Origin of the sequence: Marisediminitalea aggregata, assembly GCF_900129565.1 — a bacterium.
GTDB classification, from domain to species: Bacteria; Pseudomonadota; Gammaproteobacteria; order Enterobacterales; family Alteromonadaceae; genus Alteromonas; species Alteromonas aggregata.
Map to the genome: position 1 here is coordinate 739377 of NZ_FQWD01000002.1, position 26681 is coordinate 766057.

General features: G+C 49.1%; 18 protein-coding genes and 1 riboswitch. Of the genes, 11 read left to right on the top strand and 7 right to left on the bottom strand.

Features of this window, described 5'->3' with window-relative positions:
• Window positions 1–41: 41 nt before the first annotated feature.
• A complete protein-coding gene (locus BUB81_RS07385; RefSeq protein WP_073320547.1) occupies window positions 42–3143 on the bottom strand; it encodes an efflux RND transporter permease subunit in 3102 nt (1033 codons plus the stop codon).
• A gap of 3 nt (window positions 3144–3146) precedes the next feature.
• Complete coding sequence (locus BUB81_RS07390) at window positions 3147–4214, bottom strand: efflux RND transporter periplasmic adaptor subunit (RefSeq protein WP_073320549.1); 1068 nt, start codon at window positions 4212–4214, stop codon at window positions 3147–3149.
• A 62-nt stretch (window positions 4215–4276) separates the two neighbouring features.
• Here BUB81_RS07390 and BUB81_RS22465 point away from each other — a divergent pair, with 62 nt between their 5' ends.
• The gene (locus tag BUB81_RS22465; RefSeq protein ID WP_073320551.1) at window positions 4277–4831 is read left to right on the top strand and encodes an NUDIX hydrolase; all 555 of its coding nucleotides are present in this window, start codon (window positions 4277–4279) and stop codon (window positions 4829–4831) included.
• A gap of 228 nt (window positions 4832–5059) precedes the next feature.
• Entirely contained in the window at window positions 5060–6820 is a 1761-nt protein-coding gene (locus tag BUB81_RS07400; protein WP_073320553.1) for an acyl-CoA dehydrogenase family protein, read from the top strand.
• Window positions 6821–6936: 116 nt separating this feature from the next.
• Here the strand turns inward: BUB81_RS07400 and BUB81_RS07405 are convergent, their stop codons facing one another.
• From BUB81_RS07405 to BUB81_RS07415, 3 genes are all read right to left on the bottom strand, one after another.
• Window positions 6937–10584 (bottom strand): ExeM/NucH family extracellular endonuclease, encoded by a 3648-nt coding sequence (locus tag BUB81_RS07405; protein ID WP_073320557.1) that lies wholly within the window; start codon window positions 10582–10584, stop codon window positions 6937–6939.
• A gap of 430 nt (window positions 10585–11014) precedes the next feature.
• On the bottom strand, window positions 11015–11554 hold the full coding sequence (locus tag BUB81_RS07410) for a DUF3016 domain-containing protein (protein ID WP_084526309.1): 540 nt from the start codon (window positions 11552–11554) through the stop codon (window positions 11015–11017).
• A 137-nt stretch (window positions 11555–11691) separates the two neighbouring features.
• The gene (locus BUB81_RS07415) at window positions 11692–12084 is read right to left on the bottom strand and encodes a hypothetical protein (RefSeq protein ID WP_073320560.1); all 393 of its coding nucleotides are present in this window, start codon (window positions 12082–12084) and stop codon (window positions 11692–11694) included.
• A 437-nt stretch (window positions 12085–12521) separates the two neighbouring features.
• Between BUB81_RS07415 and ccoG the strand changes: the two genes are divergently transcribed.
• The 4 genes from ccoG to BUB81_RS07435 all read left to right on the top strand — a co-directional run bounded on the left by ccoG (window position 12522) and on the right by BUB81_RS07435 (window position 17931).
• Window positions 12522–13955 carry a cytochrome c oxidase accessory protein CcoG gene (ccoG, locus tag BUB81_RS07420; protein WP_073320563.1) on the top strand — a complete coding sequence of 478 codons (1434 nt, stop codon included), beginning with the start codon at window positions 12522–12524 and terminating at the stop codon, window positions 13953–13955.
• Window positions 13956–13966: 11 nt separating this feature from the next.
• Window positions 13967–14944, top strand: a complete 978-nt coding sequence (locus BUB81_RS07425) for a serine/threonine protein kinase (RefSeq protein WP_073320566.1) — start codon at window positions 13967–13969, stop codon at window positions 14942–14944.
• Between the two features lie 77 nt (window positions 14945–15021).
• Window positions 15022–15224: riboswitch (cobalamin riboswitch) on the top strand.
• A gap of 60 nt (window positions 15225–15284) precedes the next feature.
• Window positions 15285–17198, top strand: coding sequence for a TonB-dependent receptor plug domain-containing protein (locus BUB81_RS07430; protein WP_073320569.1), 1914 nt, complete (start codon window positions 15285–15287; stop codon window positions 17196–17198).
• Between the two features lie 106 nt (window positions 17199–17304).
• Complete coding sequence (locus BUB81_RS07435) at window positions 17305–17931, top strand: thiol:disulfide interchange protein DsbA/DsbL (RefSeq protein WP_073320572.1); 627 nt, start codon at window positions 17305–17307, stop codon at window positions 17929–17931.
• A 96-nt stretch (window positions 17932–18027) separates the two neighbouring features.
• Here BUB81_RS07435 and BUB81_RS07440 read toward each other — a convergent pair whose 3' ends face one another.
• Entirely contained in the window at window positions 18028–20079 is a 2052-nt protein-coding gene (locus BUB81_RS07440) for a winged helix-turn-helix domain-containing protein (RefSeq protein ID WP_084526311.1), read from the bottom strand.
• Window positions 20080–20225: 146 nt separating this feature from the next.
• On the opposite strand from BUB81_RS07440, the gene BUB81_RS07445 reads away from it, so the two are divergent.
• The 3 genes from BUB81_RS07445 to BUB81_RS07455 all read left to right on the top strand — a co-directional run bounded on the left by BUB81_RS07445 (window position 20226) and on the right by BUB81_RS07455 (window position 24226).
• On the top strand, window positions 20226–22544 hold the full coding sequence (locus BUB81_RS07445; RefSeq protein ID WP_073320578.1) for a CocE/NonD family hydrolase: 2319 nt from the start codon (window positions 20226–20228) through the stop codon (window positions 22542–22544).
• Window positions 22545–22732: 188 nt separating this feature from the next.
• On the top strand, window positions 22733–23743 hold the full coding sequence (locus BUB81_RS07450; protein ID WP_073320581.1) for a serine hydrolase domain-containing protein: 1011 nt from the start codon (window positions 22733–22735) through the stop codon (window positions 23741–23743).
• 222 nt (window positions 23744–23965) lie between these two features.
• Entirely contained in the window at window positions 23966–24226 is a 261-nt protein-coding gene (locus BUB81_RS07455; protein ID WP_073320584.1) for a hypothetical protein, read from the top strand.
• Window positions 24227–24299: 73 nt separating this feature from the next.
• Here the strand turns inward: BUB81_RS07455 and BUB81_RS07460 are convergent, their stop codons facing one another.
• Window positions 24300–25865: a SulP family inorganic anion transporter gene (locus BUB81_RS07460; RefSeq protein WP_073320587.1), complete on the bottom strand. Its 1566-nt coding sequence runs from the start codon at window positions 25863–25865 to the stop codon at window positions 24300–24302.
• On the opposite strand from BUB81_RS07460, the gene BUB81_RS07465 reads away from it, so the two are divergent.
• Both BUB81_RS07465 and BUB81_RS07470 read left to right on the top strand, forming a co-directional pair.
• Window positions 25864–26343, top strand: a complete 480-nt coding sequence (locus BUB81_RS07465) for a hypothetical protein (protein ID WP_139241526.1) — start codon at window positions 25864–25866, stop codon at window positions 26341–26343. The genes BUB81_RS07460 and BUB81_RS07465 overlap by 2 nt on opposite strands.
• Window positions 26340–26630, top strand: a complete 291-nt coding sequence (locus BUB81_RS07470; protein WP_073320593.1) for an antibiotic biosynthesis monooxygenase family protein — start codon at window positions 26340–26342, stop codon at window positions 26628–26630. The genes BUB81_RS07465 and BUB81_RS07470 overlap by 4 nt, the downstream gene beginning before the upstream one ends.
• Window positions 26631–26681: the final 51 nt, after the last annotated feature.

Sequence of the window (26681 nt, forward strand, 5' to 3'; positions counted from 1 at the left end):
AGTCGTGTTGCTTATGAGCTTACGCAACACGACTTTGATGATTACTCCCCCTTCACATAAGGCGTTTCAGCATCCAGTTTTTCGAGTTCGTGCGTACGCTTCAGCGGCGAACCAGTATGGCGAGCCATCCAGTAGTAAGCTGTGGGAACGATGTACAAAGTCAGAAATGCTGACACTAATACACCGGCAAAAATCACCATGCCTATCGCCATACGGCTTTCGGCTCCCGGCCCGGAGGCCAGTACCAGAGGAATACTGCTGAACACGGTTGTAAAGCCGGTCATCACAATCGGGCGAAGACGCAATGCCGATGCTTTACGCAGCGCTGATTCGAACTCCTCCCCCGCGTCGCGAAGCTGATTGGCAAATTCGACGATGAGTATGCCGTTTTTGGCTGCCAGCCCAATAAGCATGACAAGGCCAATCTGGCTGTAAATATTTAGTGTCATGTCGGCAAAGAAAATACCAATAAACGCACCGAGCAGTGCCAGCGGCACGGTCATCATGATCACCAGCGGATGTACCCAGCTCTCAAACTGAGCGGCCAGAATGAGATACGTAATAGACAAAGCCAGCAAGAACACGAAGATAAACGAGTTCCCTGACTCCTGATAAAGCTGAGACTCGCCTTTGTAGTCAACCGACACTGAATCCGGTAATTCGGTCTCTACAATGTTATTGAGGTAATCCAACGCTTCGCCCAAGGAATAGTCGTTTGCCAGGTTTGCTGAAATCGTCACCGAGCGCATGCGGTTGTAACGATTTAACTGCGCTGACGTGGCTGACTCAGTAAAACTCAATAAGTTGTCCAGCGGGATCAACTGGCCGGTATACCCCGAGCGCACATAGAGGTTTTCGATGCTGTTCGGACTGCGGAAAGCTGACTCTTCACCTTCAAGGATCACATCGTATTCTTCACCACGGTCAAGAAAAGTCGATACCCTGCGCTGTCCCAACATTGTTTCAAGCGTTCTGCCTACATCACTAATTGACACGCCTAAGTCGGCGGCACGGTCGCGATCGATCTCAATAAGTAACTGCGGTGATGTGGATTTATAATCAGAATCTAATCGTAATAGTTTAGGGTTTTCTGAGGCTTTCTCGATCAGGATATCCCGCCATTCCGCGAGGTTTTCGTAGGTGTCGCCTTGTAGCACGAACTGCACTGGGCGGTTAAATCCACCGCCCCCTAGTCCGGAGCGCATAATAGCAAAAGCGCGTACATCGGGAATTACGTTAAGACGTTCGCTGATCTCATCCATGATCTCAAATGAACTGCGATCTCGCTGATCCCAAGGGACTACGCCTACAATGACAATGCCGGCACGCCCCCCCCAACCCGGAGCACGCACCAATACCCGGTCCAACTCACCGGCTTCACGATATTCCATGACAATATCTTCAATCTGTTTCAGGCTGCGCGAATTACTTTCAAAACTGGCACCTTCCTGCGACTGCATGATGATAAAGAAATTACTGCGGTCCTCTTTCGGGGTAAATTCATTGGGTATACGTTCGCTAAGCTGGTAAATAGCCACAACCGCAAAAGCCAGCAACAGCACCATCATAACCGGCTGATGAATGGTTTTCCCTAAGCTCCCATGATAGCCCGACTCCAGTTTCTTAAAGCGACTATCCAGCCAGTTGCCAAATCCGGAACGCTCACTCTTCTTCAACAGTATTGAGCCGAGCATTGGCGACAGGGTCAATGCCGTCACACTTGAGAATGCCACGGCAGCGGCAATAGCGAGGGCAAATTCAGTGAACAAACGCCCCACATTGCCATCCAGAAATACCAGCGGTACAAATACCGATATCAGTACCAGCGTAGTCGCGATAACCGCAAAACCCACTTCCCGGGTTCCTCGGTAAGCAGCCAGTAACGGCGCTTCGCCCATTTCAATGCGGCGGTGAATATTCTCCAATACCACAATAGCATCATCCACCACCAGGCCAATGGCTAAAACCATGGCTAACAAGGTCAGTAAGTTGATGGAAAACCCAAGCGCCAGCATTACAATGAACGCTGCTATTAACGACACCGGCACGGTCACTGCCGGAATCAACGTAGCACTTACATTGCCCAGGAATAAGTAAATCACCACAATGACCAGCAACATGGCGATACCCAGGGTGTTGTATACTTCTGAGATTGATTGTTCGATAAACACCGACGAGTCATAGCTCGGCACAATAAAAATGTTGTCTGGCAATGACTGTTCGATTCGGGCGATTTGCTCTCTGGCCGCACGAGCAACATCCAGCGTATTGGCCTTGGATTGCTTGATAATCCCCAGGCCAATCATATTTACGCCGTCACCACGGAACTCGGTTTCATCGTCTACCGCTGCTAGTTCGACTTTAGCCACATCCCCCAATCGTACAAGGTATCCATCGTCGCCAATGGCTACCGTTAACGCTGCAAAATCATCCGGTGTTAAGAAACTTCTGGCAACACGTACCTCAAAGTCCCGGTTAAACGACTCTACCTGTCCGGCTGGTAGCTCCACGTTTTCAGAACGGATCACCGACTCGACGTCTGCTACCGTAACCCCGCGAGCCGCCATGGATGTTCTGTCTAACCATACTTTCATGGCGTAGGTACGGCCGCCACCAATGCGCACTCGGGCGACCCCGTTTACGATGGACAGTCTGTCGACCAGATAACGCTCAGCGTAGTCAGTTAACTCCATGGTATTTAAATTGGTACTGCGAAGGTTAAACCACATTACTGGTTGTTCGTCGGAGTTTGACTTGGACACCTCGGGAGGATCAGCCTGATCAGGCAGGTTGTTGAGTGCACGACTGACGCGTTCACGTACATCGTTAGATGCAGCGTCGATGTCACGGGATAATTCAAACTCGATGGTAATGTCGGAACGTCCGTTCCGGCTGGTCGACGTAATATTTTTAATTCCCTCGATACCGCTAATGCGATCTTCCAGCAACTGCGTAATGCGGGTTTCGACAATATTCGCAGATGCGCCCGGATAGTTGGTACTAATACTTACAATCGGCGGATCGATATCGGGGTATTCACGCAAAGACAGCATCGAAAAAGACACAATGCCGAAAATAATGAGAAGCAGATTAACTACCGAGGCAAAAACCGGGCGTTTTACCGAAACGTCAGACAGCCACATCAATCAGCTCTCCTGCGTTGGTTGATTTAACACCTTCACTAACGAGCCATCGCGAACCCGCAGTGTGCCTTCTGTGATGATGTGTTCACCTGATGCAAGTCCGCTCACTACCTGAACCCAGCCCGGGCGGCGCTCGCCAATCAGGATTTCACGTTCGGCCACAAGGTTGTCTTCGCCGACCACGTACACAAATTGTTTATCACCATTCGGCACCAGGGCTTCTTCAGGTACCACCAGCGTGTCAAGTACCTGCTTTTCAATGGTGACGCTCATTAACATCCCCGGACGTAAATCTGCACTGGCATTGTTGATCATTGCCCGCGCCAGAATCGACCGCGTTACCGGGTCGATACGAGAATCAATCGCCGTGATTTCGCCCATAAACTCACGACCAGGATACGCCACCGACGTCGCAGTCACTTTTTGACCTACCGCCATACTGGCTAAATGATTTTCAGCGACGTTGAAGTCAACTTTAATAATGCTGATATCGTCCAGCGTGGTGATTTCATCGGCGGGACGAACCAAAGAACCGACACTGACCTGACGAATGCCCAGCTTTCCGCTGAATGGCGCACGAATTTGCAGGTCGGCCAATTGCGCATTGGCTACAGCAATTTGCGCTTCCAGCGATTTAACTAATGCTTGTTGCTCATCCAGCAGTTGCTGTGACGCGGCGCTGGTCTTGGCCAGATTTTTAATCCGGGTTAGCTGGCGCTTTGCTTCGTCCAGACTGACCTGTAACTGGGCTACACGCGCCACTTCTTCAGTATCATTAAGCTGAACCAGTAATTGCCCCTGCTCGACGGTATCACCATCGTCAAACTTTACCTGAGTGACGGTATCGGTGACCTGCGCAGTGAGAGTTACAGACTCGTTGGCGTTAGCGGTGCCCAATGCGTCTATGGTAACGGGAAACAAACGGTGCTCGACAGTGAAAACTTTCACAGGTGTGGCGCGCTGTGCAACCGCTTGCGCAACGTTGTCTTCAGGCCAGTTTAAAAACGCTAATAAACCTATCATCAAGACAACACCGAAGAGTAACGGTGACAGCTTTTTACCCATTGCCATAATAAACCCTGTTATACTGCACCCTCGCTGGCACGTAGCCATGGGCACCTGTTGTTAAAAACATGCAAAATCACTTACTAATTCTACCGAAACATCAGAATCGCGGATCGCTTTTAACAGCGTTTTTCGTAGTTTTAACGCTTTTCGGCTGCACGCCCTCCTCGCCTTCCGCACCATTTTGCCGAACGGCGGCGGAATCGCTCACCATCGATTCGACAGCGACAGGTGCTGCGTGTCTTGTAAGGACTGAAGGTTACGTCTTGCTCATTCGTCATCGTTTAACCGGAAAGCTGGACTTTCCGGCAGGCGGTCGCAACGAAGGTGAGTCACTTCAGTGCACAGCGCACCGTGAAGCCTGGGAAGAAACCGGGTTCAATGTTGAAGTTGGCGAACAACTCGCAACAACGGCATCTGGTATGCCCATCTTTAACTGTATCGCAGACGAATCACTTGCCCGCCTGCCAGCCACATTCGACGCACCGGACTGGGCCGCTCTGGAAGTCATTCAGCTTGAAAAGACCGACCCTTTTCTACTGAACAAGAACGCCCTGCGTTTTGCCGATGACCTTATCCCCTTGCGCGATGCCTATGTAAAAGCGGGCAAACAAGCCAAGTAAGCTCAATAACGCCGCCATAGTAACTTTGCTCTGGCGCAAACTTTTGACACTTAACCGGTGATTATTTGTGATCCGGCTGTACATTTTTCTGGTAGCACTTCTACAATTAAAACACCTGTTTATATTTACCTACATCACGCTTGATCGAACGGGATCACAATGCTGCGTGCTTTCGCACATTGTTATCGCTACATCAGGGGTTAAATCGGTTCACATTAGGAGAAGGCTATGCCTGGCTACATTCCACCACTAGCAGACTTTGGTTTTTTACTGCGCGACTGGTTAACGATAAATGAACACTATGCGGCTCTGGGGTTAGAAGACTTTGATGCAGACCTCGCGATGGAAGTTGTGGAACAAGGCGGTAAATTTGCTGCCGATGTCGTGGCCCCGTTAAACCGGGAAGGCGATGAACAAGGTTGTCGTCTGGCTGACGGTAAAGTGACTACACCAGAGGGCTTTGCAGCGGCGTATCACAGCTACGTCGAGAATGGCTGGAACGCCATGTTAGGCGACGTTAATTACGGTGGACAAGGCTTACCCTACTCGATGGCAGTGCCGGTTCACGAAATGTTGAATTCCGCCAACCTGAGTTGGCGCCTGACGACTATGTTAACCGAAAGTGCCGTGCTGGCGATTAGCAAACACGCCAGTGAATCACTAAAAGCAACCTACCTCGAGAAGCTGGTAACCGGTGAATGGACAGGTACCATGAACCTGACGGAACCGCACGCAGGCACAGACTTAAGCTTGCTGTCTACCAAAGCCGAACCCAATGATGACGGCAGCTTTACCATTACCGGAAGCAAAATCTTTATCACGGCCGGAGACCATGACTGGACCGATAATATTATTCATATGGTCTTGGCCAGACTTCCGGATGCCCCACCGGGCGTTAAAGGGATCAGTTTGTTTCTGGTGCCTAAATTTTTGCTCGACGCCGATAACAACCCTGACAAACCCAACGCACTGGGCCCCAGTGCCATTGAGAAAAAGATGGGTATCAAGGCCAGCCCCACCTGTGTAATGAACTTTGACGGTGCTACCGGCTGGCTGATTGGCGAAGCTAATCAGGGCCTCGCGTGTATGTTTACCATGATGAACGATGCGCGTTTTCAGGTTGGACTGGAAGGCCTGGGCGCCACAGAAGCCGCCTTTCAGGGCGCGTTGACCTATGCACGGGAACGCCTTCAATCGCGAGCCCCTCAGGGTGTCCAGCAACCAGACGACAAAGCCGATGCAATCATTCATCAACCTGATGTTGCGCGTATGCTGCTAACACAAAAAGCCTTTGCAGAGGGCTGCCGCGCTCTGGCTATGCTATATGCGAAATACATGGATATTGCACACCTCGCAGACGATGAGCGTCGTGACGAGGCAGAAGCCATACTACAGTTCTTAACCCCGGTGTGTAAGGCGTTCATGACTGACACAGGACTAGAGTCTACTAGTCTGGGGATTCAGGTATTTGGCGGCCATGGCTACATTCGTGAGTGGGGCATGGAGCAACTTATGCGTGATGTGCGCATTGCCATGCTGTACGAGGGAACCAATGGTATTCAGGCACTGGATTTAATTGGTAGAAAACTGACCCGTGACAAGCAAGGTATGCTGGACACCACCTATCGCGCTCTCGATACTCTGGTGCACGATATTGAACAACCACTGACCAAACAAGCAGCCGAACAGTTGCTGAATGATTGGTATATAACGTCGCAGGCCGTTAAGGATTTTGATGCGGTCAATGCCGCCAGCGGCGCGTGTGACTATCTGCATTACACGGGTTATGCCTTGCTTGGCGTACTGTGGTATTCCATGGCAGATGCAGCCAGCCGCTGTGATAACCCCAACATTGCACAAGGTAAACAGAAAACCTGCAAGTTTTATATCGAGCGCTTGTTACCGCGTATGCAGGGGCACAAAGCCGCGCTGTTTTCCGGCGCGTCGAACTTGCTGGATATCAGCGGAAGTGAATTCGACTATTTGTAAATCTGCCGATGTGCTGACTAGTCATCGTTAGCACCAACGGCGCATATCGAAGCAGAAATAAAAAAGCCGCTCATTTAACAATGAGCGGCTTTTTGTTGCGTATTAATCAGTGTTAGTTATCTCACTGCACAACGAGCACGTGTGCAGCTGCGACGCAGTAGTAACCCGTCAACAATATTCACAACACCGTCGCCGTTTATGTCGTTCGCAGCATCGAACGGCTTTCTGGTCAGAATGGCACGCATGATCAGAATAAAGTCCATGCGGTCAATGTCACCATCGCCATCCAAATCGCCCTTCAGTACCGAAGACAGCGACAGGCCGATAAGCAGCGGATCGTGGTCAGACGTACGGTAGGGTGTGGTTCCGTCGAAGATATCTGTCGGACGGCCGAAGTCAGTGTTGTAATCCAACGCGTCGGCTTCGTCTGAGTTGATATTCCACGAGGTTGCACCGGTGATTTGATCCATGAGTGAGGCTGACGCCAGACCATGGTCCAGATTTCCTGCGAAACCGTCGAACACGTAAGAATAATGAGCTTCACCACCCGTTACATTGGTATAACCGTTAGACGTTAACTCAACAATCGGATCTTCCATGCTGTAGGCATTCAGGTCACCGATGATCAGGATGTCATCATCGCTTACCCCTGTTGGATACGTGGCTAACCACTTGTGAAGTGCTTCAGCAGCCTGAGTACGACGCTCATTCCAGTTACCCGCACCATCATTCGCATCGGCGTTACCACCTGAACCAGAACCGCCTTTAGATTTAAAGTGGTTAACTGACACAGTGAACACTTCCGACGTCGCTTTCTCCGTGAAGCTCACAGTCAAGCTTGGGCGGCTGGTTGATGAACCGTCAAATACAGGCGCGTAATCACTTAATCCCAAACCAGCCAGTTGGCTGTCGTCAAGGATTGCAATGCTGCTGCCAGCAGTGACTTCTACCGTGTCAGCACAGTAAAGGAAGCCGACTGCAATCGCATCAGTACCAACGCGCTGCTGCGGGTCAACATACTGGTAATCACTACAGGCGGAGCCCGCTTGATTCAATGCGTTAACCAGCGACGCCATTGCGCTGTTCTGACCTTCAACAATGTCATTCTCAATTTCAATCACGCCCAGTACGTCAGCATCCAACGCCGTAATTGCAGTGACTGTTTTCTGTAATTGACGATCGTACTCTTCGGTGTTGTCAGCGCCGCGACAGTCACCCGTACCGCCACCCAGGTAACAGCTGTTGCCGAAGGTGTTGAAGAAGTTCAGCAGGTTAAAGCTTGCAACCTGAATCGAACCACCCACATCCGGACGGTCTTTGCGAGACTCTGGACGCGTAAACACTGGCTCAACAGTCGGCATCAGACGATACATTTCATCACCTGAACCGCCGCTACCACGACGATAGCTGATGACACCAGTCAGGTTGGTAACTTCATCACTCATTCGCACGGTATTGGCTGTTGACAAGCCAGGCGCCGGGAAGCGGATGGGCGATGGATTCTGAATACTAAAGCCATCATCCAACATCAGACGATTCGCTGCAGCGGACGCAACGTAAGCAGCATAACCTTCTACCGACGGTGTCATAATTTCAGTGTATTGCACCTGACGACCTTCACTGCTCAGCAGGATTTCACCGAAGCGATCCAGATTGAAAAGCTCGGTAACGGCAAGGGTTTGCGCGAACATAACCTGCATACCTTCGTAAGCTTCCAGGTCTGCTATGGCTTCACCACCAGAGTTGGTAGTCGTCGCCAGAGGCAAGGTTACGATAGCTGGTGAAGGCAACGCATTGCCCGAGGACACAACCTGCACAGAACCAGACTGCACATCCAGTTGGGTGTCGCCAAAGTATTCGTCGACTGTACCTACCAGATAAACTTTATCGCCCACAGCCACGTCAACTGCTGGAGAGCTACCGTCAAATACGAACAAGCCTTCCGACGTTGATGAATCTGCATCGGCATCCGCATCTTCTTCCTGAACGAAGAAGCCGCGTAAATCGCCATCTGTGCCGCTGCCACTTTGATGGTCTGCCACAACAATGGCCTCAATAGCGACTTGGGCGTTGATCAGAGGACTTGACGAACCACTGCCCTGCACTTCACTGATTTTAACCAACGTAACTTCACCGCCAGTACCGCCGTCACCACCGTCGTTGCCACCACAAGTCGCACCAACTGACGCATCAAAGGTTTGACCCGCGTTAATTTCTCCTGGTGAAGACGTTGCCGGACCACTCCATGAGAAGTGACAGACTTCACTGCCGGTGCCAGTTAACTGAACAGACTCGGTGGACAGTGTTGAGCCCGTTTCTGCAACACCAATATCGGTAGCAGTCACACCAGACGCGCTTCCGCCTGTCGCGGTCAGTTCGCCTTCATAGCTAATGAAATCGATTAACTCGCCGTTGTAACTCAGTGCGACGCCATCAGGTGCACCGTTTTGAATACCGGAAATATACTCGGCAACAGTTCCAAAACCACCAGCTTGCTCCGGGATTGTGCCAGACAGCGCAACAGTTTTATAAACACCGCCACCGTTACCATTGTATAACTCAATGCTAACACCGGTCAGGTCAGTGCCCGCAGGACCCGCGATCTCAACAAATTCACCCACATCCGAACTGGCATTATCGTAATGCAGCTCGTTAATGAATAGTTTAGCCACATCACCCGTGCCCGGAGTTGGTTCTTCTGGCTCTTCAGGTTCTTCTGGCGTTCCGCCGCCTACACCTTCGAAAGTTTGCGAAGCATTGGTGTTGTCTGGCGTTTCACCACCGGCGATCCAGGTAAAGTCGCTGTAACGCGTACCAGTACCACTCAATTGCAAAGACTGACCAATCGCTGTTGAAGAGGTTTCCGCGATACCAATATCAGTACTGTCTGTACCCACGGCGGCACCCGCAGTTGCACTCACTACCCCTTCGTAACTCAGGAACTGAATAACTTCGCCAGTTGCTGACACCAGAGCCATGCCGTCTGGCGCCCCGTTTTGAATAGAGCTCGGATAGTAAGCAATAGTGCCGAACCCATTGCCGTTGTCTGGCAGTGCACCCGACAACACGATGGTGTTATAAACTGTGCCGTTGCTGCCGTTATATAATTCAATGGTCATCCCGGTCAGGTCTAAACCTGCAGTCCCGGCGATTTCGATGAACTCACCGACATCGCCGCCTGCGTTGTCGTAATGAATTTCATTAAAAAAGACAACTTCATTACCCGTAAAAGTTTGACCTTCGTTAACAGCATCTTTTGTAGCCGTGGTAAATGCCTGCCAGGTAAAATCGCTGTATTGGGCGCCGGTTCCGGTTAACTGCAGCGACGCACCTGCCGGCGTGCTGCTGGACTGGCTAACACCAATGTCCACACTGGTAAGTCCGGCTAAAACACCTGCCGTTGCGGTAAAGCTACCTTCGTAACTTAAGAACTGAATAACATTACTGCTGGCATCGACCAGCGCAACACCATCCGGGGCGCCGTTCTGAATACCAGACACGTCGATTGCATAGGTACCAAAACCGTTGCCCATATCAGCAACCAAACCAACCAGTTCACGGCTGTTGTATTGCGTACCATTGCTACCATTATAAAAGAGCACTTTGTAGCCGGTTAAGTCGGTACCAGCAGGCGCTACGACTTCGACGAACTCGCCAACGTCGCCACCTGAATTGTCGTAATGAAGTTCATTGATGAAGATATCGGTTGCGAAAACCTGTGACGCCCACATCGCGCTGATGAGAGCGGGATACTTTATTTTCATTGTTGTTCCTTGGAAGCCAGTTATCCTAATTCTTATCGTTAGGTGTGTGTGTTTCGGGCCTGTAAAATTATCAGCAGCAAGTGACAACATTGTGACACCTGTACTAATGGTACAAGTTAAGAGATTTTCCCTTATCTATCAATTATTAGTATTTGTAAACGGACCAGACGGTCTGGTCAAAAACAAGAAAAAAGTGTAAAAATAGCTGACACATTAATGACGAAAAACCGAACGTTTTTTGAGCGCCAAAAAACGGGTATGTATAAGAAATAAACAGTTATCAGTCAGGCTAATTTGGGGAGAAAACGTAAAAAAAGCTGACACCATCCGAAATCAATGGTTAAGAATATTTTTTGTGGAAATGTGGTAAGACCAATAGAAATGGTTATAAGCGTGGCGCCAGAACGGCGCCACAATACAGACTCTGAAATCAGGATTTGACTAATGAGTCAGCAAATTCTTTGTCAAACCAGCGCTTTAGCATGACTTTTTCATAACGCAATGCATCGTTATGGCGGATGTTCGTTGCACGATTCATAAAAGCCATGTCTTTTAATGACACATCCGCCGTTTTAATCACTTCATCGTTTTCAGTAAGTGAGTAACTAAATGTCATTCTGGGAATATCCAGGTCTCTGATTATGCGGATATCCACTGCCCCACCGCCAAACGTTGGCCAAACATGCCCGGCCAAATCCACATTGGTCACATTTATCGACAGTTGCTGCCCTTCTGGCAATGACTCAGCCAGCTCTTCAAAATATTCGCCGAGTTCCCGCATTACACGGTTGCGAAACCGTACCCGGGATTCATTACTTGGGCGTACGTCTGTGTATGACTTGGGATCTTCCCAGGTTATTTCTACATTACTGGTTTGGGCGTCGTTGCCGTCAGCTTCAGTACCAGCCACAGCGGCCAGAGAACACGCTGCGGTTGCAGACAATAATAAAGTTGTAGCCAGTTTACGCATGATCGCTCTCCCGTTCTGAAAATCAGACTTCTCAACAAGCACCTCGAACTCTACTACCAAAGTGTATGTTTTCGGCTTCCAGTGTCAACTATTTATCCTTAACAGAACATGAACGAGTAGCATATTGCTCTATTGGGTTATTTCGACGCTGTCAAACGCTCTTCCCCACTGCCCTGATAATACAATGGCGACTGTTTTATTTCCTGACAGAATAAATGCAGAGTCGCGCCGTACACGTAAGGGTTACGATCATCATTCACACAATAATTGTCATAAAACTTTATGAGTTGCAGGCGTGACGACAGAATGGTTGCAACATACTCTTGTTGATAAGGACGCATAGCGTCGATTTGACCTTGCAGGTTGGCAGAAATATCCGCGAGTTGTTCGCGTTCTTCTCGTTGGGCAATTTCGGTCATCCATTCACTTACAGTCTCCTGCACATCTGACAGCAAATACTGAACAAATGGCAGCTGTAAAATCACCACCAACACCGCGACTTCTAAAGCGATGGCAAATGAACGAAACATGTGAGTATTGGTCTCCAGTTATAAGCATCAGGTTACCTGGAAAAATCAGCGCGCTGATGCGCGCCTCAAAACATATAGCCAGGTCAACGGTATTGACTCTATTACATTCTCTCACCTGAATACGTTGTTTGATTTATACCTAGTTATAGTTTTCTTCAATAACCGGTAAATCGTTCACGGTCAGAGCACCTTATAATTTCAGCGACACAGCGCATAAGCTGGCCACAAGCACTGCGCTATTGATACCATTGTGGCATAGAGGGAACGATGCGCTTGGTCTACACTTAAGTCATGACCAACAGCAAGCCTCTGACTTACCAGTCTGCTTCGCAAGCTAATCTGAACACAGTGGACTTGATCTATATTAATTAAAATTAATATGTTGTTGGTATACTGCTGCCGCATTCTTCGATTTCTGTTTTAAAAAAGGTAGTCAAATGAACGATGAAATTCCGGTGAAAAACGTTACTCCGGTAAAAGTTCACAAACCCGAGGGGAGTAAAGAGGCAAAGAAATACACGCCTCGCAGCCGTATTTACGTACGAGCGGTTCAAGGACCTCTTGAGAACTTCAGGCGTTTATTTGGTTTCTTCTTTATTGCCATATTTGCGGTTTTTCCGTGGATTCAATACGACGGTCATCAGGCAATACTGCTGGATATTATTGACCAACGCTTTACGATCTTCTCGCTAACACTGTGGCCTCAAGACCTGACATTGCTGGCTTACATCTTTATTGTCTCTGCCTTTGCCCTGTTCTTCGTTACCACCTTTGCCGGTCGTGTTTGGTGTGGCTTTATGTGTCCGCAAACCACTTGGACTTATATTTACGTGTGGTTTGAAGAAAAATTTGAGGGCAATCGCAACAAGCGTATCAAACTTGACGAACGCCCCATGGATGCTGACAAGTTTCTGCGCAAAACGGCTAAACATACTGCCTGGGTCCTGGTAGCCCTGTTAACGGCCTTAACGTTTGTTGGCTACTTTACCCCTATCGGCCCGCTTTTCATTGACTTCTTTACGTTTAACGCGAGCTTCTGGGCAACGTTTTCTATACTGTTTTTTACCGTTTGTACTTACGGCAATGCCGGCTGGATGCGCGAAATCATGTGCACGCACATGTGCCCTTACGCCCGCTTCCAGTCTGCTATGTTCGACAAAGATACCTTTACGGTTTCCTATGATCCTACCCGGGGCGAGAAGCGCGGCCCGCGCCCTCGTAAACTGGCGCACACTGATTTGGCAGAAAAAGGCCTGGGAGACTGTATTGACTGCAACTTGTGTGTGCAGGTGTGCCCGACCGGCATCGATATTCGCAACGGTCTGCAATATGAGTGTATAAACTGCGGTGCGTGTGTGGATGCCTGTAACGGCGTAATGGAAAAAATGGACTACCCCAAGGGCCTGATCAGCTTTACCTCTGAGCATCAGCTCAATGGTGGCACCACACATATCGTGCGCCCCAAACTCATTGGGTACTTTGTGGTTCTGCTGGTGATGGTAGGGCTGCTGATCGCCGACATTGCCACCCGTATTCCGCTTGAAGTTGATATTATTCGCGACCGCAACTCCCTGTACCGCGAAAATAACGACGGCTTAATTGAAAATGTTTACACCTTGAAAGTACTCAACAAATCCCAGACTGAGTATACCTATACGATCAAGGTCGAAGGCTTGCCAGAGTACGAATTTATTGGCGAACAGGTCGTCACTGTGGATGGGGGTGAAGTGTTTAGTCTACCGGTATCCATCGCAACCGATCCGTACAACCTTGACGGCCGGGTTACCGAAATCTACTTCCATGTCTCGACTACCGACCAGGATGGCAGTATCGTAGAGGTCCTTGAACCAACGAAATTCCTCTATCGGTAACCAATTATTCTGTGAGTGACTTTACTTTTTCTGCGCTGTCACCCGATACCATACTTGCCGCACTTGAACAGTGCGGCATTTTTCCACAGTCGGGCCTGCTGGCGTTAAACAGCTATGAAAACCGCGTTTATCAGTTCGTTAGCGATGAACAACAACGCTTTGTTGTGAAATTCTACCGGCCCCAGCGCTGGACAGACGAGCAAATTCTGGAAGAACACCAGTTCAGTCAGGAACTGGCCGACGCTGAAATTCCCATTATTGCCCCCTGCATCCACAACGGTCAGTCGCTGCATTACGCAGAGCAATATCGTTTTGCCCTTTTCCCGTCTGCCGGTGGGCGTCAGTTTGAGCTGGACAATCTGGATCATCTGGAATGGATGGGACGGTTTATCGGGCGCATGCATAAGGTCGCGGGCAGCAAGGCTTTTGCACATCGCCCTACCCTGACCACGGAAAGCTATTTAACCCGTCCGCGCCAAACCCTGGAAAACAGTGAGCTGCTTCCCGACGGCTTAAAGACTGCTTTTTTTACCATTCTTGATCAGGTTATTGCGCTTACAGAAGAGCAGTATCATCCAACCAGTGCCATTCGACTGCATGGTGATTGCCATGCGGGTAACATCCTGTGGCGTGATGGACCGACCTTTGTCGATATGGACGATTGCCGAATGGGCCCGGCGGTGCAGGATTTATGGATGATGTTAAGCGGTGATCGCCCTCAGCAAATGTTGCAATTAGAAACCATGCTCGACGCATACGAAGAATTCTGTGATTTCGACAACCGCGAACTGGCGTTAATCGAACCGCTGCGCGCCATGCGTATGATTCACTACATGGCCTGGCTGTCGGATCGCTGGCAAGACCCTGCATTTCCCCGAGCCTTCCCCTGGTTTGGTGAATTAAAATACTGGGAACAGCAGGTACTGGCGCTGAAGGAACAGTTTTCCGCCTTGCACGAACCGCCGTTGTCGCTGACACCGCAGTATTGATATCTGTCTGCCTGATGCCAGAAGCCTGTACGACATGCATTCTGGCATAATCGATTTACTTTTTATTCCATCCACTTATAATTGCCGCCAACACAGGTGCCCAGCCTTATACGCGCTGGGATAATCGGGAAGTAAGTTAAAGTCTTACGCTGCCCCCGCAACGGTAATCAAACAATCTCCATATTGTGTTCCCAACGTGCCACCGGCTTTGCCGGGAAGGCGGGACGCACGCCATAGCGTGTTTGAAAGCCCGGAGACCGGCCTGTGCAGGGCGATGCGAAATTAACGCATCGAAGTATTTATCTCGGCACTCGGTGGGAGTGCTAACAGAGAGCACACTATGACAATTCGCACACTATCTTACGCGGTAGCAATCGCTTGCTCTGCGGGTTTTTCAGCAGCCGCCGCAGCGCAATCAAATTCAGTAGAAACCATTACGGTGACCGGGTCTCGCAGTCCAATCGCCATCGACAAACTGGCTGCTTCAGTCACTGTACTTACAGAACAGGAAATACAAGCGTCTGGCGCAACTCAAGTTACCGATTTATTGCGTGGTTTGCCAGGTATCAGCATCAGCCAGTCGGGTAGTCCGGGTTCATTGACGGAACTGCGTTTGCGCGGCAGTGAAACAAACCACCTGTTAGTGCTAATTGACGGTGTGGTAGCCAACGACATCAGTCAGGGTAGCTTATTTGATTTTGCCCATTTAACCGCAGCGAATATCGTACGCATTGAATTACACCGTGGTGCACAGAGCGCGCTTTGGGGCAGTGGTGCTGTAGCTGGCGTACTGAGTATTACCACCAGCGCGGCTAACCAATCCGATTCAACGGTCAGTTTGACTGCCGGTGCAGGCAACGCTGACACTTACCGGGCATCAGCCTCAGCCAGTCACCGCGGCGAACACATGCAGGCGAATGTGTCAGCCAGTATTTTCGACACCGCAGGAGACAATGTTTCACGCACCGGCAATGAACGCGATGGTTACGAAAATACAGCGCTGAACGCCGGTATCCAGTGGCAGCCTGCTGCACAACACAACCTGGACGCAAAAGTGCGTTATGTCGACTACACCAACGAATATGACGGTACAGATTACGTAACTACCGGCTTGCCGGCCGACGCCGACAATGTGACCGACGGTGAGCAGTTTACCACGCAACTAAACTGGCAATATCAGGACAGCGACCTGCCTTACCGCAGTCTGGTAAGTGTGCAGTACAATCGCAACGAGAACAATAACACGACGTCGGGTGCAGATGCTGGCGGTACATTAGGTGAACGCAAACAATTTACCTGGACGCAATTCGTGTCGTTTGGTGACACCACGCTGGCCGTGGGCAGCGAGTTTTTGCGCAGAGAGTTTGAACAAAGCGGTCCGATAGGCTGGGACGATCCGAATTACCGCGGTGAAGACAGCACCAGCAGTGTGTTTGCCGAGTTAACCGGGTTGGGCACCGACAAACTGGATACCCAGTTTAGCCTGCGTTACGACGACAACGAGCGTTTCAGCCGCGCCTGGAGCTATCGCGCTGGGGCTCGCTACGCCGTCACCCGCAATATCAAAGTATTTGCTAGTGTGGGGCAAGCGGTAAAAACACCGAGCTTTACCGAACTGTACGGTTACTACCCATCTACCTTCATAGGCAACCCTGCCCTGCTTCCTGAACAGAGCCAGGAAGTGGAGTTAGGAGCCGATATCATTCTCCCTGCAAATGTGACACTGCAGTTGAGTGTGTTCTCCACCCGTCTGGAAGACGAGATACTTGGCTTTGTGTATGACGCAAACAGCGGAATGTATACGGCACAGAACGCCAGCGAAAAATCTCGACGTGACGGCTTTGAGGCTTCAGCCCAATGGCGTTCAGACGATGTAAGCCTGACAGCACACTACAGCTACCTGGACGCTTCTCAGGGAGATGGCACAGCGCAAACCGTGGAGCTACGGCGTCCAAACCACACAGGCTCAATCACGGCGGCTTATTCATTCCCGGTTCAGGGTTTGTCTGCTTACATTAAGGCTGCGTATACCGGTACACGTTTGGATACCTTTTATCCACCCTGGCCGGCTACGGCACAAACGCTGAATCTGGCGCCTTACTGGCTGACCACTGTCAACGTTGACTACAAAATTGATAGCGACTGGCAGGTTGGCTTACGCGTCGATAACGCGCTGGATGAATCGTTTGAAGATATTGTTGGGTACCAGGGCAGTAACCGTAGAATTCTGGCGCACACACGCTATTCGTTTTAACGGTTAACCGACAGCAATATTCGCCTGGTCGTTAGCGACTAGGCGAATATGAGCCCTTGTGATAATCTCAGCACTTTCCATAGCTTGACGAAGGAAGTAAACAGGAATGAAGAAGTTTGCGTTTTGGATGATCTTGGCATTACTGGTGCCACTACAGGCTTGTGCTGCCGAGAAATGGCAGGAAGGCGAACACTATGAAGTGCTGGACAAGCCACTGAGCGAAAAGCCTCAGGTGGTTGAGTTTTTCTCTTACTGGTGCCCGCACTGTTATCGCACAGAACCTTTTGTAGCGAAATTAAAAGGCGAATTAGACAAAGGCGTTAAATTCGACAAAGTCCACGTTAACTTTATGCCTTACACCACGAAGGAAGTGCAAGACGACGTAACCAGTGCCATGCTTATGGGCAAAGCGCTGAAACAGGAAGACCAACTGAGCGGTGCTATTTTCAACTACATTCACCGTCAACGCGCAACCATTACCGGTATGAAAGACCTTCGCAACATCTTCGTCATTAACGGTGTCGATGGTGAGAAGTTCGATAGTCTGGTAAAAAGCTATGGCCTGCAGTCACAGCTAGCAAGAAATAACAAAGCTATCGAAGACTACCGCAACGTGGTTCGCTCAGTACCTACGTTTATTGTAAACGGGAAATACAAAGTACAGTTTACCCGTGATATGACTGAACAAGATCGCCTGGATTTGATTAACTTCCTGGCCGCTAAGAAGAGCTAATACCGCCTCTTAATTCTTTGAAAAGCCGAACACATTGTTCGGCTTTTTTGTTTGCGGCATTCTCATAACTATTGCAGTACGCCCCTGGCTTTTCACTTAAAACGATGCAGAACGCTGTTGTGTCTGATAAATATCGCTGTTATTTACCTTCGACGCTTTTCGGCTAATTAAAACATTACTGCCCCGTATGGAGAAATGCCCAATCTGGCTTTCTAATTCGGCCACGAGAGAACCCTCACGTAGATTGAAGACTTCCAACTGCTGTTTCGACCAATCGAAATACGCCAAATAGTCGCCAGCTTTTTGCATAGCGAATTGCCGACCCGCAAATGGCGTAAGAGGAAGCTCTGGCATCGTTAAGGGTGTCACGTCTTCGCCGTAAAACCACTGTTGCTCCTGATTGACCCACAACCAATTGTCTGGCGATGCGTCAAACCGAACACTTTGCCATTGCGGATCCAAACGCGTCATGACATCGCTAACTAAGTCGTACGACACCACTTGCCAGTTTTTCCCCAACTGCATGCTGAATGCGAGCTCTGTGGCAGATTTAAACGAAATACCACGCAGTTCCTTTTCTGGCAGAGAGAGTGCAGTTACGTTACCGGTTCCTACATCAATGATATGGATTGCATTCAGTGTAAGGCCCGCCACCCGAGTTTGATCAGGTGACCAGGCGAGATCCAGATAGTGCCGGCTGTCGTCAAACGCGGTCACTTTTTGTTTTTGGCCCGACTGGCGATTGTACAGCCACAACTCTTCACTGCCCGTGGTTAAGCTGATATAGGCCACTTGTATTTCATCTGGCGACAATACGGCAAGCCGCTCGTCTACCGTATCTTGTAATATTGCCTGAGTTTGTCCCTCGACGAGGTGGTACTCCTCAACATTCAGATCGTACTGATAAGCGATAAAAACATAATCTTCACCATTGCTGTGCCGTTCAGGTCGCGACAATTGTTGAGTGCCTGAATAGATCAGGGTTTTGTTGTTTCCATCGAGGTCGTAGCGGACAATCTCTCTGGCCGGATGCTCTCCCATTAACACCACGTGTTTACCATCGTGTGACCAAATCCCACAGCAAATATAGGCATTTAATTTAAAGAGCTGTGTCAAAGTGCGGGTGTTAAGGTCTAATTCATAAAACCCTTCCCACTGATGCTGATCCGGCGAAGAAATCAGCAGTTTGTCTTCTTTCGGGTGAAGATCGAACTGACTGTTACCCCCTAAATGTAATTCTGGTTGAGGTAACCACTGAACTTGCCTGGTGGTTATGTCCAATTGATACAGAGAATAAGGTTTTCCGGGACCGGGAGATTCAGCGAAAACAACAAGATTATCGTCGTGGGTAAACTTCACCACACCATAGCTGCCAGGCTTACAGGTATGAATCAACTCTGGCTCCGACATGTGTAAGCCGTGAAATTCACGAGTAAAGTATTGGCATTTGTCTTTCGTCGCCACCAGGTAAACCAGCTTGTTGCCCTTATCGTTCCAGCTGCCCGGACCTACTCCTTCCTCTTTCCCATGACGAATTTCAACCACGCTTTCGGAGGCCACCAGTTTCACAAACAGCCGGTAACGATGACCATCATGATGCATGTATGCCAGCCTTTCCCCATCCGAAGTAAAGGCTGGAAAGTGCTCACTGCCTCTGTCTGCGGTGAGCGCTTTGGCTGATGTAGCTATGGATGGTGCTGCGTCATAGAGCCAGTAAAAACCACCCACTGCCGTTGCGATTGCGACTAACAATACCATGCCTAAAAAGCTGCTCGGTAAAGACCTTTCAGAAGCAGCGCTGCCACTTTGCTGTACTTCTGTTAGTTCTGATGGTTCTGATATTTGCTCGACGGGCGCGACTAACCGGTAGCCACGTTTTGGTATCGTAACGATATACATTGGGTTTCTGGCATCATCACCTAGCGCCTTTCTTAGCTTAGTGACAAGTTTGGCAATACTATTGTCACTAACATAGCGGCCATGCCACACATCGTCCAATAGCTGCTCCTTGCTAACCACGACCCCCTGATGATGGCAAAAATAGGCCAGCAGCTCGCTCATCATCGGTTCAATGCGAACCGAATGTTGTGGGCTCGATAAAGTTTGTTGTTGCTCGCAAAGGACAAAGTCCCTAATTTTCCACCGCATAATAATCCATTGTTACGCTTCCCCAGCCCTTTAAATACAAGGCCGTCATAAAAAGTCACAACTTTTCCTGTGTTGGTCAGGACGTTGTTTGTTGCTGTCTTTTACGATGCGTCATGTGTTTTATTTTTTGTACTACCGGAGCTAACATGGACCCGCTTAAACGCGTCACCCCGCTTTTTTACCTGGCGATCATCTTACTAAATTTCACCCACAATACCTATGCAAGTACTACGCAGGATTTTCCTGTGCCCCCCGATATTGCCAATTCGAACATACAAGAGGTGCGGGATGCGGATGCGATTCTTACTTCTGCGCAGTTTCGACAAACCTTGCACAAATTTGCCAACGGCTTAACCCCAGAAGAAATTGCACAGCAAAGTCTGTTTAACAAAATAGCGCTGTTGTCACTGCGAAGCGACGTGCAGACTATCAACAAAATAGCAGCTCAACAGCACGCGCTATACACTTATGCGCATTATCAGTTTTACCACCAATCTGTATTGGCATTGCAAGATGCGCCGGACACAGACTTTAATCATATCGCTGCCAGCGTCATTGAAACGGAACTGGCAAAGCTGGATGACAAGCAATTTGTAAAAATGAACATGGCGCTGGGCTGGTCAGTATCCAACGCCAGAACTTACGTGTTTAACCTCTTCAAACAAGCACAACAAGAATCGTCACTCAGCAAAGATGAGTTGCTCAATATCGCCGTGAATTGCCAGCTTTACTACGTGCTTGCAGACATCATTCCTGTTGCCAATGCGGTGATCACACAACAGCAACACCGGCGCTTCATTATTGAGCCCAACACTGTTGTGAACTTAGATAGCGACCTTACGCTGTCTACAACCATTGTGCGTCGCCGGGACCAGAGCAATCCTGCCAGCACCGCTTTGCAATACACCATTTACGCTGACGAATCGGCTCACATTAAAACCGCAATGAATGCCGCCGCCCACGGATACATTGGCATAGTCGCCAATTCCCGAGGAAAACGTTCAAGTAAAAACCGTGTTGTCCCCTGGGAGCACGAAGGCGAGGACGCAGCGAAACTGATTAAGTGGATTGCAAAGCAAAACTGGAGCAATGGTAAGGTAGTGATGTATGGCGGCAGCTATAATGGATTTACTCAGTGGGCAGCCGCCAAACACATGCCCAAGGCATTAAAAGCAATTGCCCCCTATGTGGCAGCAAACCTGATTACCGGACTCCCCTATGAAAATAATATTGCGTTAACCGGCAATTTCGAGTGGCCTATTTACGCCGCGAGTAATTCGACTCTCGACGACAGCGTCTACAGTGACTGGCAACGTACAAACGACATTGTCGACACACTCTACACCAGTGGTCGTCCTATTGTGGATATCGACAAACTTGCTGGCCGTCCAAGTCCGTGGCTTCAAAAGTGGCTGGCACATCCCCAAAGCGACAGCTATTACCAGGCTATGGTGCCCTACCAAACCGATTATCAACGCATAAACATTCCGGTGCTAACCATTACCGGCTATTTTGAGGGAGGCCAGATTTCTGCACTGGATTACTTCTACGAACACTACAAATACAACAGCAACGCCAACCACGCGCTATTAATCGGCCCTTATAATCACTGGACGGCACAAAATGTACCTCGTTCTCATCACAGCAATTATGCGCTGGACCCGGTTGCGTTAAAGAAAGATACAGAAGATCTTGTTTTTCGTTGGTTCGATCATGTACTGGAGGACAAACCAAAACCAGAACTGGTGCAAAATACAGTGAATTATCAGCTAATGGGAGCCAACGAGTGGCGCTTCGCCGACTCGATTGACCTGCTCAACAAGCAGAACATCCCCTTTTTTATACAGCCCCTAGAGCCCAATGAAGTACAACCCTACAAACTGGGTCGGCAACTTTCTCGCCATGCAGGTCGTTACCTGGAACAAATCGTAGATATGTCAGACCGAACGGAGCAGCGCAATCTGGCTCCCTGGCCAATTATTCAGGACACACTGGACACGCAGGGTGGGCTCCATATTGAAACCCCTGTTTTTGAACAGGATATGGAATTAACCGGTTCGATCACTGGCTTTTTCGATATTGCCGTCAATAAACGGGATGTTGATATCGGCTTTAACTATTATCATATTTTGCCAGATGGCAGGGTGTTTCACTTGAACAACTATCGCAGTCGCGCCAGTCATGCCGACAGCAATGAGAGCAGAAAGCTACTGGAGCCTGATCAATTGACGCGCGTGCCTATTGTCAATGCGCGCTTCACATCAAAGTTAATTCCAAAAGGCAGCAAAATAGCCTTGGTGCTAAACGTAAACAAAAACAGGGATGCGCAGGTGAACCTCGGCACAGGAGGGCCAGTTAACCATGAACACATTTCACAAGCGGGTGAGCTTCTGAAATTACGCTGGTACCTGTCATCTCAAATAAACCTGCCACTTAAACGCTACACTGAACAACCAAAGAACTAACGCTAATGTGCGATTAACCCGGCATGATATAGTGCCGGGCCCTGCCCCATTTCGTCATCCCAAAATCGGGCAGCAAAATCCGGGCTCCCTGGAGAAATCCGTTAATTCAGCAGGTACTTGGAACCGCATATTGCAACGTGTTACTGTGAATAATTAGATGGTTTGTTAGTTACAGTCAAAGGGAATTTATGAAGTCACGCCTTATGTTTTTATTGTTATTGAGCATGTCGCTGCAAGTCATTGCCAGTAGCAATAACCAATTAAATCTGACTGAAATTCACACCTACGCTGATGAGGCAGGCTTCAACGGCGCTATTTTAGTTACCCGGAATGAAAAGCTGATTGTCGAAGCCTATCTTGGCTACGCGGATAGTGAAAAGACGATGGCGCTAACTCGCCAACACCTGTTTAGTCCAGGTTCAGTTGGCAAAGAATTTACAACCGTCGGCATGATGCAACTCGAAGCACAAGGCCTGTTGTCTTATGAGGACAAGGTCTCGAAATATGTCAAAGGGCTCCCTGAATGGGCGTCGAAAGTAACCATTCATCAGGTTCTCAACCACACTTCAGGCTTCCCCAAAATCAAATGGCACAGTGGCATTTCAACCGCCGATGCCATTTCGCAAATCGCTAGCAGTGAGGGGTTATTCACGCCAGGAAGCGGATATCAATACTCGAATTTAAATGTTGTGGTCCGCGCGTTGATAATCGAAGCGATAGCAAACATGCCATTTTCAGCCTACTTGCAACAACATATATTCGAGCCTGCAAAAATAACGGAGGCCTACCAGCAATTGACCCCGCAAGATGTCTCTGCCAACAAGGCCGCAGGTGATTACCCGACGTATATCAACGGCGTTACGGTTTACATTACACCGGAAGAATTATTGAAATTCGAGCAGGCCCTGACGTCAGAGCTATTACTGCCATTTTCATCACTTCAAGCCAAACTGGACGGTGATGTGTTATCCGGACAACAACATCGCGCGCTGTACGACTTTGGTTCATTCTTTAAGGATGAAAAAGGCGCATTACTTTACTGGCAACATGACGGTTCGAACCCATCTCACCACACATTAAAATTCCATGATTTCGAAAACGAGATTGTCATCATATTGATGTCCAGCGATGGAAACAAATCGACGCTTTATGCACTAAAAGAGAAAATCCTGAAGCTACTGGCTGAAACAGAGATCTGAATATCAACAACTTATATTTCGCTAAAGTATGGGTGCTACGATTACTCACAATGTGAGCATATTCACCACATTGTGACTAAAACAAACAATAGGCGCATACCAGCCACTGGCCTGAAAGCCGCCGAATGAGGGGATATTGGAAACTGGTTCAATAATTGCTACTTCTCCAATGACAAAGTAGTAATGATTTCTAACAATGAACAACTTTTAAGGGAATAAACCATGAATAAAACCATCACTGCGCTCCTTCTGGTTGCCTGTATCTTTTTACTCTACTCACAGTTTTCTGAACTGGCTTACAAATTTGGGTTTGCTGAACTCAAGCTGGTTGCCGTGTTGGAGAATAGCGAAAAAATGAAAGTAAAATGCGATGCCTATTCACTTGGGTTTTTTGATGAGATTAAGCTCCAGAATAAATACCAGAAGTGTATTAACGACTATGAAGCACAGGGTTTTAAACTTATCAGCCGAAGCGACAGCTAACAGTAGAGCACAAAAAAACCGAGTCAGTGTGAAATGACTCGGTTTTTATAATAACGCTTGTTCAAATTAGGGGTTAGCCCAGCTTATCTGTGGCTACCCGGTAACGTGGATCTTCATTCACGTTGATCTCTACGAACTTATTGGCTTTCGAGAGCAGTGCTAAACACTCCTGACTGACGTGACGGATATGCAGCTTTTTACCTGCATTTTCGTACTTATCGGCCAGACCGTCCAGCGCGTCGATACCCGATGAATCCCAGATACGGCTGGACTGAAAATCAATCACCACATCGTCCGGGTCATTGGTAATATCAAACAAATCACGGAAATGGCTTACAGAGCCAAAGAACAAGGGCCCTTGCAACTCGTACACTTTCCAGCCGTCTTTGTCGACGTGTGTTTTGACTTCGATATGGCGCGCGTGCTTCCAGGCGAATACCAGTGCAGACACGATGACCCCTACCACTACAGCAATAGCCAGGTCAGCAATAACGGTAACCGCCGTTACCAGGAATAATACAAAGGCATCTTCTTTGTTCACACCACGAATAATGCGGAACGAGGCCCATTCGAAAGTACCAATCACCACGACGAACATAACGCCCACCAGCGCGGCAAGCGGAATCATTTCAATCAGCGGCGCGGCAAACAAAATAAAGCCAAGCAATACGATAGCAGCGGTAATACCTGACAGGCGTCCACGACCACCAGAGTTAATGTTGATCATACTCTGACCAATCATGGCACAACCACCCATGCCGCCAAAGAAGCCATTAACCGTATTCGCTACACCCTGACCGATACATTCTTTATTACCGCGACCGCGTGTGTCGGTCATTTCGTCGATAAGCGTTAGCGTTAACAAGGATTCAATTAGGCCCACCAAACACAAAATTACTGCTGTCGGCAGCACAATCATGAAGGTTTCCCAGGTAAACGGCACCATCGGAATCGCAAATGACGGCAGTTCTCCAGCCAGTGTTGCACTGTCTTTCTGGTCTGCTGGCAGCATATCACGCACAAAATCAATGACCGTACGCGCTTCAAGATCCAAACCGTGAACCAGTAGCGTTATGGTAATGATGGCAGCCAGTGAGGCAGGAACGGCTTTGGTTAGGCGCGGCAGCAAGTAAATGATTGCCATAGTGAGTGCAACCAGACCCAGCATCCAGTACAACATGGTGCCTTGCATCCACTGTTGTTCACCCAGTGCGTCAGCTACTTTGAACTGGCCGAGCTGCGCCAGGAAAATCACGATGGCCAGGCCGTTTACAAAGCCCAGCATAACCGGATACGGCACCAGACGTATAAACTTACCTAGGCGGAACACACCGCAGAGTATCTGCAGCAGACCCGCCAACACAACGGCGGCAAACAAATACTGTACGCCATGCTCGCTTACCAGCGACACCATGACGACAGCCATGGCTCCGGTTGCACCGGAAATCATACCGGGACGGCCACCAATGGCAGACGTGATCAAACCCATCATAAAAGCGGCGTACAGGCCAATCATTGGCTCTACACCTGCCACAAAGGCAAAGGCAACGGCTTCTGGCACCAATGCCAGTGCAACCGTTATCCCTGAAAGCACATCGTTTTTGATGTTGCTGTCTTTACTGGAGATTATGTCAAACATGTTTGTTTCTTCAGTGGGGTGGTTAAAAATCGGTCGGGGATCCTACCACTATCCGGGCATTTTGTCCTTTAACAGTTTGTTAATATTTGACCGCCCACTTGACCCTGTGAACGATATTCGATTTACTGACCCGGTGTGGTTTTTACAAAATAAAGTTATGGACATCAAAGAGTATATCGACCATTTCCCCGAAATTGCCCAACGCGAACGCCACGAGCAGTTTAAGATTCTGGAACAGGCGCAGGCCGCCGCCTTCACGCCCGCCGCACAGCGCGCATATACACTTTACAGTTGGCTGGTGCCGATGTTGTGGATTGCCGGTATCGGTGCCGGGTTATACTTCACGGTAGGATTTGCCAGTTGGGTACCTGTAGTCGCACTGATCGCTGGCCTGGTTATCTCCCGGATTATGATTAACAACCGACGTGAAACACTTATGCAAAACGGCTTGCGAACGGTATTGGATGAACCTTCATGATCGTGGTCATTTTTCGCGCCACGGTAAAGCAGTTAGATGACGAGTACCTGCAACAAGCAGGCAAACTGCGCCAGCTGGCGTTAGACCACTACGGCTGCCTCGAATTTACCGCGCTATGTGAAGGCGATAAAGAAATTGCGTTATCCTACTGGCCCGACGAAGACAGTGTACTGCGTTGGAAAAACGATCCACTCCACAAAGCTGCTCAGCAGCAAGGTAAGCGCAGTTGGTATCAGGATTATCAAGTTCAGGTGGCTGCCATAAACAGGCAGTACACATCGGGTTAAGTTTTTATAACCCTAGGATTTTCTAACAATATCCCAGTTCACCGCTTAGTC